Here is a 13239-nt window from a genome sequence, read left to right on the forward strand (position 1 = left end):
GAAAAGCACGATGAATAGACAATTTATGCTTTATGTTGCTTTGTTCATTAGTGTTTTTCTCTTTGGTTGTTCATCTCGCCATGTTCCAGCGCCCGTTAGTAGCTTAAATAATAATGTTAATGACTCAAACCATTTAATTAACATTGTAGATGGCAAATATACAGTACAAAAAGGAGATACACTTTATTCAATCGCATTTAGCGCAGGAAAAGACTTTAGAGAACTTGCTAAAAACAACTTAATTTCAAGTCCTTATGTTATATATCCAGGCCAGTCAATCTCTCTCTCTCCCACTATCAAAAAAATTAAAAGCTCAAAAAAATATACGAATTCGAGTAAAAAGTCTAGAAAAAACATACAAAATAATAACAAAAAATTAAAGAAAGGACTTGATCAGCCCAAAAAACGAGAGTATGTTCAAAAACAAGCCAAATATAAAGTTAGTAACCAAAAGCAATTGTCGAGCGGTAAATTAAAGTGGTTTTGGCCAGCAAAGGGCAAAATTACCAAACGCTTTTCTAATAAGGAAAACGGCTATAAAGGCTTACAAATTACTAATAAAATGGGGGCTACAGTTTTAGCCGCTGCACAAGGAACGGTGGTGTATGCGGGTAACGCGCTTCGAGGTTATGGTAATTTAATCATTTTGAAACATAATGATGATTATCTTAGTGCTTATGCACATAACTCGAAATTACTTGTAAAAGAAAAGCAAAAAGTTAAGGCAGGACAAAAAATAGCAGAAATTGGCAATTCAGAGTCTTCGGTTACCGCGCTTCGCTTTGAAATTCGTTACCGTGGGAAAGCTGTCAATCCTGCTAAATACCTTCCTTAGATTTTAGGTATTGATAATTGCTCTGGAGAAGGCTTATGGCTAGCGCAGCAAAGATTGAAAAAAATATCAGCAATGACGACAAGTTTGATGAAAACACCGTTGAAGAAGCAACACCGCTACTTGAAAAAGTAGATGACGAAGACATATTTGCCAAAGAAGAAGTGACTAAAAACCTAGATGCCACCCAACTTTACTTAGGTGAAATAGGCTTCTCTCCATTATTAAGCGCTGAAGAAGAAGTATTTTTCGCGCGTAAATCCCTCAAAGGCTGTGAAGCCTCTCGTAAACGTATGATTGAGAGCAACTTACGTTTAGTTGTTAAAATTGCACGTAGATACAATAACCGTGGACTAGCGCTACTCGATTTAATTGAAGAAGGTAATTTAGGGTTAATTCGTGCTGTTGAAAAGTTTGACCCTGAACGCGGGTTTAGATTTTCAACCTATGCAACATGGTGGATACGTCAAACAATTGAACGCGCCATTATGAACCAAACACGCACTATTCGTTTGCCCATCCACGTAGTGAAAGAGCTAAACGTTTACTTACGTACAGCGCGAGAGCTAACCCAAAAACTCGACCATGAGCCAACTGCAGAAGAAATAGCTGAATGCCTAGATAAGCCAGTTGAAGACGTAACCAAAATGTTACGTTTGAATGAAAAAATAGCGTCGGTTGATATGCCAATTGGTGGCGAAAACGACAGCGTGCTGCTTGATATTTTACCTGACGAAAAAGGCAACGGCCCTGAAGGTGAAGTGCAAGATACCGAAATTAATAAACACATTGTTGATTGGTTAGGAGAATTAAACCTTAAGCAACGTGAAGTGCTGGCGCGTAGGTTTGGATTACTCGGCTATGAGCCATCTACACTTGAAGATGTAGGTAGAGAAATAGGGCTAACACGAGAGCGAGTAAGACAAATACAAGTTGAAGCACTACGTCGTTTAAAAGATATTTTGCAACAAGAAGGGTTAAGCACAGATAGTTTATTTAACCAATTTTCTTAATAATAAATGTAAGGCCTTACAAGGCTTGAATAAAAAATGCCGAAGAAATTATTCTTCGGCATTTTTTGTTAAAGCAACGCTTTTAATTTATAGAGCAATTCGTGTGCTTGACGAGGCGATAAGTTATCTGGGTCAATTGCACTTAATTGTTCTTCCACTAGTGAAGGCTCAATAACAGCGCCATTATTAAATGAAAATGCGTGTTGCTCAGCATTAGGTGCAGTAACACTTTGGTGATTTTCAAGTAACTTAAGCTTTTGTTTAGCTTGTGTAATTACCGCTTTAGGCACACCAGCCAGCGCGGCCACTTGTAAACCAAAGCTTTTGCTTGCCGCACCGTCTAGCACAGTATGCATAAATGCAATGGTATCGTTATGCTCTATTGCATCAAGGTGAACGTTTACAAGGCCCTGCGTTTGCTCTGCAAGCTCAGTTAATTCAAAGTAGTGGGTTGCAAACAGGGTTTTAGCGGATATTTTTGATGCTAAATGATTCGCTGTGGCATATGCAAGCGAAAGCCCGTCATAGGTACTTGTACCACGTCCAATTTCATCCATTAATACCAACGACTGCGCTGTCGCATTATTTAAAATTGTGGCGGTTTCGGTCATTTCAACCATGAAGGTTGAGCGGCCAGACGCTAAATCATCACTTGCACCAATACGCGTAAATATACGATCGATATTACCTATTTTTGCGCTATCGGCAGGGACATAACAGCCGATGTGCGCCATTAATACAATAAGTGCTGTTTGGCGCATATAGGTTGATTTACCACCCATATTTGGGCCTGTAATAATTAACATTTTGCGCTGACTATTAAGCTCTACAGGGTTTGCAATGAATGGGTCTTTCATTACCTGTTCAACAACAGGGTGACGGCCTTGTTGAATGCTAATGTTGTCGTTGTCGCAAAGCTCTGGTTTAGCATAATTAAGTGCAAAGGCACGCTCTGCTAAGTTATTTAATACATCTAAGTCAGCAAGCGCTGCAGCCATTATTTGCAGCTGCTCAATGTGTGGGGCGATAAATTCAAACAACTCTTCGTATAATTGTTTTTCAAGCGCGAGTGCTTTTGATTGGCTACCAAGTACTTTGTCTTCATGCTCTTTAAGCTCTGGAATAATATAGCGTTCATTATTTTTAAGCGTTTGACGGCGAATATAATCAGCAGGGACTAAATGTGAATTAGCGCGGCTCACTTCTATAAAAAAGCCGTGCACTCGGTTATAGCCAATTTTTAACGTACTAATACCTGTACGTTCACGCTCGCGTTGTTCAAGCTGCTCGAGTACATCAGTTGCCCCTTTACTTAGGTTACGCCATTCATCAAGTTCACTGTTATAACCCGGCGCAATTACGCCCCCATCACGAATAAGTACTGGCGGATTATCAATAACAGCTCGCTCTAGCAATGCTTGTAGCTCAGGTAATTCAGGTGAGTGTTTGATAATACTTGTAATGCGTGGGTCGCTCGCATCACTTAATAAATTATGCAGAGGTGCAAGTGCTTGTAGAGCACTGCGCAAGCGTGTTAAATCCCTTGGGCGTGCAGTGCATAATGCTAAACGCGCTATCACACGTTCTATATCACCAATCTCTTTTAGCGACTCGTGCAATTCGCCGCACAGTTGTACGTCTAAAATTGCGCTAATAGCATTTAGACGAGAGTTCAACTCGTCTTTATTTCGAATAGGTGTATGAATGCGGCGTTTTAATAAGCGTGAGCCCATTGCTGTGGCTGTTTTATCAAGAACTTGTGCAAGCGTGTTTTCAAATCCGCCTGACAGATTAACCGTTAGTTCTAAATTTTTACGGGTTGCGGCATCTAATATAACAGCGTGTTCGTTGTGCTCAAGCGTAATGGCGCGAATATGAGGCAAAGCAATGCGCTGTGTATCTTTCACGTATTGCATTAAACAGCCTGCAGCTACGAGCGCTGAGTGAGCTTTTTCTACACCAAATCCAACTAAATCCTTTGTTCCAAATTGATCGCATAATAAGTGCTGAGCCGTATCTAAGTCGAACTCCCATTCAGGGCGACGACGAGCGCCTTTAATATGTTCGATTAGATGGGTGTTTTCAAAATTTTCGCTATAAAGCAATTCTGCTGGCGATAAACGTTGTAGCGTTGAGCTTAACGCTTCGTCAGTATTGACTTCTACAACGTTAAAACGCCCAGAATTTATATCAAGATACGCAACACCGTATTGGCCTTTTTTATTTTGCCAAACACTGGCCAGTAAGTTGTCTTGTCGTTCTTGAAGAAGCGCCTCATCTGAAATAGTGCCCGGTGTAACAATGCGCACTACTTTTCGCTCAACAGGGCCTTTACTGGTTGCGGGGTCGCCAACTTGTTCACAAATAGCAACTGATTCGCCCATTTGTACTAAACGAGCTAGGTAGTTTTCTACGGCATGATAAGGCACACCTGCCATAGGAATAGGGTCACCACCGGCTTTGCCACGCTGAGTTTGTGAAATATCGAGCAATTGAGCTGCACGTTTTGCGTCGTCAAAGAAAAGCTCATAAAAATCACCCATACGATAAAACAATAAAATATCGCGATGCTCTGATTTTATTTTTAGATACTGCTGCATCATAGGGGTTTGTTGTTTTATAGTGTGTGGTGCAAAAAGATCAAACGACATGTATTTACCCAAAGGCTGAATATGGAATTACATCAAGAGATTAAAACACTTGCTGCGAAATTAGGTGTTATTTTAACGGATAAATGCTTATGGATCACTACTGCTGAATCATGCACGGGTGGCGGGGTGAGTTATGCACTAACAGACACACCTGGCAGCTCACGCTATTTAGGGCGTGCATTTGTTACTTATAGCAATGAGGCAAAGCACGAACTACTTAATGTAGCGACGAGTACGTTAGAGCATTATGGCGCTGTGAGTGAGCAAACCGTAAAAGAAATGGCGCTGGGTGCAAAAAATATTGCTAATGTTGACGTTGCTATTGCTATATCGGGGATAGCAGGGCCGGGTGGAGCAACACAAGATAAGCCAGTGGGTTTTGTATGGTTTTGCCTACAAATTGCAGATAAACAATTTACATTTAAGCAAATATTTAGTGGAGATAGAGCCCAAGTTAGAATGCAGGCTATTGAATTTGCATTGAAAAATACAATTGAAAAGATAAATTTATAAATTTCGCTTGATACTGTGGTTTCATACAGTATACTTGTTCGCATTAGCCGGATTTGGAGAACAAAATGAACGATAACAAACAAAAAGCGTTAGACGCTGCACTATCACAAATTGAGCGTCAATTTGGTAAAGGTTCAATCATGAAGCTGGGCGACAATAAAGCCCTGAACATTGATGCAGTATCTACAGGTTCATTAGGGATCGACATTGCTTTAGGCATAGGCGGTTTACCAATGGGTCGTATTGTTGAAGTATATGGTCCTGAATCTTCAGGTAAAACAACACTGACTTTGCAAGTTATCGCACAAGCTCAAAAAGAAGGTAAAACATGTGCCTTTGTTGATGCTGAGCATGCTCTAGATCCTGTATACGCTCAAAAACTAGGTGTTAACATTGATGAGCTTTTAGTTTCTCAACCAGATACGGGTGAGCAAGCGTTAGAAATTTGTGACATGTTAGTGCGTTCAAGTGCTGTAGATGTTGTGATTGTCGATTCAGTTGCAGCCCTCACACCTAAAGCTGAAATTGAAGGCGACATGGGCGACTCGCACATGGGCTTACAAGCACGTTTAATGTCGCAAGCATTACGTAAGCTTACGGGTAATATTAAACGTTCAAATACATTATGTATTTTCATTAACCAAATTCGTATGAAAATTGGTGTAATGTTTGGTAACCCAGAAACAACAACCGGTGGTAACGCGCTTAAGTTTTACGCATCAGTTCGTATTGATATTCGTCGTATTGGTTCGGTGAAAGAAGGTGATGAAGTTGTTGGTAACGAAACTCGCGTTAAAATTGTTAAAAACAAAGTAGCGCCTCCGTTTAAACAAGCCGAATTTATCATCATGTATGGTGAAGGTATTTCTAAGCAAGGCGAGTTAATTGATTTAGGTGTTAAGCACAAAATTGTTGAAAAAGCAGGTGCTTGGTACAGCTACAATGGTAACAAGGTAGGCCAAGGTAAAAACAATTCAATTAAATTCTTAAAAGAAAACGTAGAAATTGCAAACGAAATTGAAGGCAAACTACGCGATATGTTATTGCTTAAAGCGACAATTGAACCAGAAGATGGTGAAGATGTACTAGGTGATGACGCTGACCTTTAAGGTTTAAAACGTTCTTCAAGCTTGATTTGACCCGAGCTTTACAAAAACGCTAGCCAGTAATGGTTAGCGTTTTTTTGTGTGAAAGCATTTATTAAGTCGTTATTAATTCGCCTAACTAAACGTGCTGTTTTTAGGTTATAAAGCCTTAATAGCATCGGGTTTACTGTATTAACACTATGGCGGTTTTGTAACTACAGTTTTAAAAATGAAAAACGACACAGACACTGTGTCGTTTAAATTGTGTGATTAAAATTTACTTATAATTAACTTTACAGTTGCCAGTTAACAGATAAGGCATAGTTACGCGGCGCGCCGTAGTAACCTTGCGCCCAAAATAAGCTATGCAAATACTTTTCGTCGGTGGTGTTATTTACGTTAAAAGTAACACCTACGTTTTGAGTAATCTTGTAGTTGGCCATCAAATCAAGAATACCATAAGCACCTTGGTTTGTTGTTACAAGTGCTGTACCCGTTGCGTCAAAGACTTGTACACGACTCACCGAATCTTGCCAACGATAGTTTGCACCAAATGTTAAGCCTTCAACAAACGGTACCTGATAAGTAGCGGCAAGTTTTAATTGATTTGCTGGTGTGTAGTCTTTTACTAAATCGTCACCATTAATGCTTAGATTACTAAAGCTTACGCTAGTGCTTAAACTCTCAGTAAGTTTACCGCTTAGTTCTATCTCAAAACCGTTACTACTAATCCCATCAGCAGCATAGTAGCGCGTATCACTCGGTAATGAATCAGGTAGTGCAACAGCAAGGCCTTCCTGTTTAGCATCAAAGTACGCCAATGTTAAAAACACTTGGTCTTCTAAAAGCTGTGCTTTTAAACCTATTTCGCTACTTTTGCCAGTAATAGGGGCAAGTTGCTCAGCGTTTATATCCAGCTCTTCCTGGGGCACGAATGTTTCGGTATAGCTTGCGTAGGCTGAGAGTGAATCTGTAAAGTCGTAAACCGCACCTATATAAGGAATAACTTCACTGTCATCTCGTGTTTGCACTACTCCATACGCAGTGCCTTTTGTTTCCCAATCGGTGTAACGAACACCTGCAAGCACACTTAGTGGGTCACTAAGTTTTATTCGAGTAGATATATAAGCAGATTGCTGCTTGTTTTCAATATCACTGCCGTTTAAACCATCTGCAAGTGTTGCTTCTGGCGCTACGCCATTCCATGTATCAAGCGATGGCATGGCAGGAAAGCCATTACCCGTCGTGTAATCGTAGAGTGACTGCTCGTTATAATCCATGTTTGCTTGGCTTACACCAAATGATAGGTCGTGCTCTTGACCAAATAAATCAAACTTACCACTAGCGTATAAATCAAACAGGTCGTGTTTATCCTCGTAATCATAACGGCTTGCGTAACCAGTAAGACCTAGGCCTGTTTCTCTATCGGGTGTGCCATAAACATAAAAAAGCTCTGAATCTTGCTCGTTTTCAATATGTGCATAACGGGCGGTTGCTACCCAAGTTGCTGATAAGTTTTGCTCAAGCGTTACATAGACCTGTTCAGCACTGTTGTCCCAGTATGACCAATCTGATGCAGTACTAGTAGATGCATCGTAATCAGTGGCTGAGCCATCAGTGTAGTAAAGGGGTAATGCTCCCCAAAGAGGACTATCGGCATCTTTTTGTTGATTAACGTAGTTGAGACTTAGCGTTGTATCATCTGTTAATTTACCTTCATAGGCTAAGTAACCTATTGTTTTGTCAGTTTCGTAACGGTCCAAGTAAGACTCTGCTTTATGCTTAGTAAATACCGCGCGTACAGCGTGCTCATCGTTTATTGGAGTCGAAACATCAACCTCTAGTCGTTTGTTATTCCATGAGCCATAAGATACAGATGCATGTGCTTTTGTTATGTAGGTCGGTTTTTTAAGTACCATGTTCACTGTTGCAGAAGGGTTTCCTGCACCGGTCATTAAACCGTTAGCCCCACGAACAATTTCAACACGGTCGTAAATAGAGGTATCTAATGAGCCTTGAATTAACCCCGAACTTTGTGGAATACCCAAGCCATCTACTTGAAAGTTTGTGATTTCAAATCCACGGGCTTTAAAGTAAGTCCGATCTGTTTCTATTTGCTCCACCGTTACACCGGGTGTGCTTTCAAGAACGGAGTTAATATCATCTAACGAAAAATCGTCCATTAATGCGCGCGAAACAACCGAAATACTTTGTGGGGTTTCTTTTATTGATAGGCCTAACTTAGTTGCAGACTGCGCATCTTCGGTAATGTAGTTTTTATGATGCTGGCCATATACGGCTATTTTCTCTAATGACTCGTTGTTAGTTTTTAACTCCTGGGCAAACGTATTTCCAGATAAAATTAAAGAAGTAACAATGCTTAGTTTAGACAAACGCAAAATAGTAGGGGACGACATATCGGTTCCAGTTCGTTAAAAAATTGGAACTTATGCTAATCTAAATGATATTGATTTGCAATTGCGTTGTTGTGGTTTGTTTATCTTTTAACTAATTTGGGCCAGCTTAATTAATACCCTTAGGTTTATTTTAAAATTATGTAGGGTTTAATTAAGAGGTTTATTAACCAAATTTAAAGTTAGACGCATAAAAAAAGCGGCCTAAGCCGCTTAATTTATGGAGTAGACTTTAAACTAAAAAGCGTATTTAACAGAGAATTGTAAGCGGTCTAAATCACCATCAATACCGCTCTGAGTTTCTCTCTCAGCATGTTTTAACTCTGCACCAAATGTTAGGCGTTTAACCGGAGAGTATAAAATATTTGCGCTATAGCTTTGCGTTGATTCAGTTGGATCACCTGAAATACTCAACAAATCAGTGTTGTTGTCAGCTGAAAAGAATGAGTAAAGGAATGTTGAACGCCATTGGCTGCTCCATTTATGCTGATAAGCAACAAAGCCAGACGTTGAGTCGATTGCATCTAACTCATCACCATTGAGTACGGCACCATGAGCAACATTTAAACCTACATATCGGCCTAAACCTTTACCTTGTGTCAGCATAAATTTAATGTTGTCGTCGCCTACTTTAAACATACCCGATGCACTTACGCCAAATGACGTTTCATCAGCATCAATACCGCCCACTTTATACGTTAATTGGCGAGCAAGTGCGGTTACAACAAGGTTACCCCAGTCTGCTTTGTGTGTGTATCGTGCGGTAAAATCAGGAAGCGAAGCATCATCAGTTGCAACGCGTGCTCCGCCTGTTGTTGTGATTGTGCTTTCAGGGTTTTCTAATGAGAAAGACCACGCACCTGTTGTGTATTTAATTTGAGCTTGGCGAACAAACACTGTGCCTTCAGCAGGGCCTACAAAGTCTAACGTTTCAGGAAGAGCGCCTACGTTTTGAAAGTTTGACCATGTTTGGCCAAATAACCATCCGTCGTAGGTTATAAAAGCGTGGCGGATGCGTGGAGCAAAAGAGTTTGATACGCGTTCATTACCACCTGCGGCTGAGGCAAGAAAATCAATTTCAATCTTGCTGTTAATTTTTTTACCGTTATCCAGCAAGGTCGACGTACCAAAATTAAAACGCGATTGACGCGCATGCATATCAAATACTGCGTCTGAGCTGTCATCATCACCTACAGTTAAAGTACTCGGTACATAAAAGTCACGACCAACGCTTGTACCAGCAGAGGCACCCGCTGAATAATCACTCCACATAGTGTCGAGTTTAATATATCCGCCGTAAGTGAACTCTGTGTCACCAATCTTTGCAGCTGTAGCCGCATAAGTAGTGCTTGATAGTGCACATAAAACAGCGCTTGCTGCGAGTGTTTTTAATGGAATTATTTTCATACTGGTATCCCTTGTTTAGGCTACTTGTTGTTTATAATTTTTTACTCGTTTTTGCCAATACTTGCTACAGGTATAGATTGCGAATAAAAATAAATAGTGTGAGTCTGTTCAGTGTTAATAAATATTCTTTTAATTTTTAAACAACGCATGCAATAGTTGTTAGATTTGCTTAATTGTTCAACACAAATACTTTAGATATGTGTAGTGTTTACTCAATTATCTATTGGTCTATAAGACTAAGGTTTAACAGTGAAGTAATCTTTTGCTACTTTTATTTAACATCATGTATTGTTTAGGTAAAAATATTTAAGCTTATTAATTATATAGTACAAATTAGTAATATGGAGGCGAGTACAACTAAGGTCTAATACTTAATAAAGCACTGCTGAGTAATCCTTGTTAAGAGCCTAAGGCAAGTAATTTAAACGGAGACTAAGATGTCACAAAGTATCTATCCTGTTCCTAATCATATAAAAGACACAACACTCGTTGATAAAAATAAATATAATTCGATGTACCAGCAGTCAATTAATGACCCCGAAAGCTTCTGGCGAGAGCATGGGCAACGCCTCGATTGGTCTACTCCTTATACTAAAGTTAAAAACACCTCTTTTGATAAAGGGCACATCAGTATCAAATGGTATGAAGATGGATTCTTAAATGCCTCTTATAATTGTATTGATCGTCATTTAAAAACCAAAGCCGATAAAATTGCACTTATTTGGGAAGGTGATGACCCGTCACAAAGCGAAAACATTACGTATCAGCAATTACACGACGAAGTGGCCAAATTTGCTAATGGTTTAAAAAAGCTAGGTGTGCAAAAAGGTGACCGAGTTGCTATTTACATGCCAATGACCCCGCAGGCTATTTACGCTATGCAGGCGTGTGCTCGCATTGGTGCCATTCACTCAGTTGTATTTGGTGGCTTTTCACCTTCGGCAATCGCTGACCGTATTAAAGACTCTGGTGCTAAAGTGGTCATTACATCAGATGAAGGCCGACGTGCAGGTAACTGCGTGCCATTAAAAGCGAATGTTGATGAAGCCGTATTACAAGATTCTGTAACCACTATTGAGCACGTGATTGTACATCAGTTAACAGGTGGTGAAGTTGATTGGCACGATCACGATATTTGGTGGCACGACTTAGTCGCTGACTTACCAGCACAGTGTGAACCAGAGCCAATGAACGCAGAAGATCCGCTATTTATTTTGTATACATCAGGTTCAACAGGCCAACCTAAAGGGGTTGTACACACAACTGGCGGTTACTTAGTTTATGCGTCAATGACTCACGAGTACGTATTTGATTTACAAGATGATGATGTGTATTGGTGTAGTGCCGATGTAGGTTGGATCACTGGGCACAGTTATATTGCATACGGACCGCTGGTGAATGGGTGTACACAAGTTGTATTTGAAGGCGTACCTACATACCCAAGCGCAGGAAGAATGGGTGAGGTGGTTGATAAGCATGGTGTCACTATTTTATATACTGCGCCTACAGCGATTCGAGCATTAATGGCCAAAGGTGATGAGCCTACCGCAACTTCACATCGCGATAGTTTACGTATTTTGGGTTCAGTAGGTGAGCCAATTAACCCAGAGGCATGGAACTGGTACTACGAGAGTATAGGTAAATCTAATTGTCCAATTGTGGATACCTGGTGGCAAACAGAAACAGGTGGCATTATGATCACGCCACTACCTGGTGCTACAGACACGAAGCCGGGTTCTGCAACCCATCCATTTTTTGGTATTGCTCCGGCACTTTTTGATGCAGAGGGAAATACACTAGAGGGCGCGGTTGACGGTAATTTAGTTATTTTAGATAGCTGGCCATCACAAGCGCGTACCGTTTATGGCGACCATGAGCGTTTTGAACAAACTTACTTTAGTGCATACCCTGGCGTTTACTTTACCGGTGATGGTTGTCGTCGTGATGAAGATAGCTATTACTGGATAACAGGGCGTGTTGATGATGTACTCAATGTATCTGGGCATCGTTTAGGCACTGCTGAAATAGAAAGCGCATTAGTTGCCCATGAAGCTGTGGCAGAGGCTGCTGTAGTAGGTTACCCGCATAATATTAAAGGCCAAGGCATTTATGTTTATATTACGCCTAACGAAGGGGTGACGGTGAGTGATGAGCTTACAACAGCGGTTCGTAATTGGGTTCGTAAAGAGCTCAGCCCAATAGCCTCTCCAGATATGATTCAATGGTCTCCGGGTTTACCTAAAACACGCTCAGGTAAAATAATGCGTCGTATTTTGCGCAAAATTGCTGCCAATGAGCACGAGCAATTGGGTGATACGTCAACCCTTGCTGATCCGTCGGTAGTGGATGAACTTATCGATAATCGATTAAATCGATAAATACGCGTTAAAAGCTTGATTACAAGTTAATTCTAAACGTAGTATATCGGCTGTTACTTAGTAATAAGTATCAGCCGAATTTTTAGGAGTGAACCATGAGTCAGTTTTTAATAGCGGACGATCATCCGTTATTTCGTGAAGCACTAAAGGGCGCACTGAGCGCAAAATTTGAAGGGCTAGAAGTATTCGAGTCGTCAGATTTTGATAGCACATTGCAAGTGCTAAGCGAGCAAGAAGATCTTGATATATTACTGCTAGACCTTCATATGCCAGGTAATGGTGATTTGTATGGTCTTATTCGTATCCGAGAAGAGTACCCAAGTTTACCGATTGCTGTGGTTTCAGGCAGTGAAGATGTTAATATTGTCTCTAAAGTCATGGGTTATGGTGCTATGGGGTTCATTCCCAAATCATCGTCATCGGACGATATTGCCAATGCAATTAACCAAATACTTGAAGGTTTTACATGGCTGCCAAAAGAGCTTAAAAACAAAGTAGCCGAAATTGAAGGTGAAGACAGAGAAATTGCAGCGCAAGTCGCTTCTCTTACACCTCAGCAATACCGCGTTTTACAATATTTGCATGAAGGATTACTCAATAAGCAAATTGCTTATGAGTTGCATATTTCAGAAGCAACAGTAAAAGCACACATTACCGCGATTTTTAGAAAGCTCGGTGTCTATAACCGCACGCAAGCCGTACTGATCGCTGCTAAATTACAACTAGAGCCTATTGAGCCAGCTCAATAATAGTTTAAGGGCTTTGAAGCGATTTATTACCGTTATATTTTACCCGCTATTTTGAATTGGCATTTTAGCGAATGGGAATATTGTCGGCTATGATTTGAAACGCATTTAATTTAGGGCAGGCGTAGGTTAACCCCTTTAGGCAGCGTCTGCTTAGCACTTATGCTTTTTTATCTTTCACTTATGAAAAACACGCCTAA

At 40.5% G+C, this 13239-nt stretch carries 9 protein-coding genes; 6 read left to right on the forward strand and 3 right to left on the reverse strand.

The annotated features are described in order from the left end of the window. The first annotated feature begins 10 nt into the window (after nucleotides 1-10). Nucleotides 11-835 carry a peptidoglycan DD-metalloendopeptidase family protein gene (locus tag AC27JL_RS02290; protein WP_058428486.1) on the forward strand — a complete coding sequence of 275 codons (825 nt, stop codon included), beginning with the start codon at nucleotides 11-13 and terminating at the stop codon, nucleotides 833-835. 35 nt (nucleotides 836-870) lie between these two features. Further along, nucleotides 871-1845: an RNA polymerase sigma factor RpoS gene (gene rpoS / locus AC27JL_RS02295; protein ID WP_006791963.1), complete on the forward strand. Its 975-nt coding sequence runs from the start codon at nucleotides 871-873 to the stop codon at nucleotides 1843-1845. Between the two features lie 68 nt (nucleotides 1846-1913). Here the strand turns inward: rpoS and mutS are convergent, their stop codons facing one another. Further along, a complete protein-coding gene (mutS, locus tag AC27JL_RS02300; RefSeq protein WP_487194707.1) occupies nucleotides 1914-4496 on the reverse strand; it encodes a DNA mismatch repair protein MutS in 2583 nt (860 codons plus the stop codon). A gap of 21 nt (nucleotides 4497-4517) precedes the next feature. On the opposite strand from mutS, the gene AC27JL_RS02305 reads away from it, so the two are divergent. After that, on the forward strand, nucleotides 4518-5009 hold the full coding sequence (locus AC27JL_RS02305) for a CinA family protein (protein WP_487194708.1): 492 nt from the start codon (nucleotides 4518-4520) through the stop codon (nucleotides 5007-5009). A 65-nt stretch (nucleotides 5010-5074) separates the two neighbouring features. After that, nucleotides 5075-6118, forward strand: coding sequence for a recombinase RecA (gene recA / locus AC27JL_RS02310; RefSeq protein ID WP_006791966.1), 1044 nt, complete (start codon nucleotides 5075-5077; stop codon nucleotides 6116-6118). A 269-nt stretch (nucleotides 6119-6387) separates the two neighbouring features. Here the strand turns inward: recA and AC27JL_RS02315 are convergent, their stop codons facing one another. After that, the gene (locus tag AC27JL_RS02315; protein ID WP_487194709.1) at nucleotides 6388-8511 is read right to left on the reverse strand and encodes a TonB-dependent siderophore receptor; all 2124 of its coding nucleotides are present in this window, start codon (nucleotides 8509-8511) and stop codon (nucleotides 6388-6390) included. 234 nt (nucleotides 8512-8745) lie between these two features. Then, a complete protein-coding gene (locus tag AC27JL_RS02320) occupies nucleotides 8746-9915 on the reverse strand; it encodes a DcaP family trimeric outer membrane transporter (RefSeq protein WP_487194710.1) in 1170 nt (389 codons plus the stop codon). Nucleotides 9916-10352: 437 nt separating this feature from the next. Between AC27JL_RS02320 and acs the strand changes: the two genes are divergently transcribed. Further along, nucleotides 10353-12293 carry an acetate--CoA ligase gene (gene acs, locus AC27JL_RS02325; protein ID WP_487194711.1) on the forward strand — a complete coding sequence of 647 codons (1941 nt, stop codon included), beginning with the start codon at nucleotides 10353-10355 and terminating at the stop codon, nucleotides 12291-12293. Nucleotides 12294-12388: 95 nt separating this feature from the next. Next, a complete protein-coding gene (locus AC27JL_RS02330) occupies nucleotides 12389-13042 on the forward strand; it encodes a response regulator transcription factor (RefSeq protein ID WP_487194712.1) in 654 nt (217 codons plus the stop codon). The last annotated feature ends 197 nt before the right edge of the window (nucleotides 13043-13239 follow it).

The organism is Pseudoalteromonas sp. 4NS20-0020, assembly GCF_057554385.1.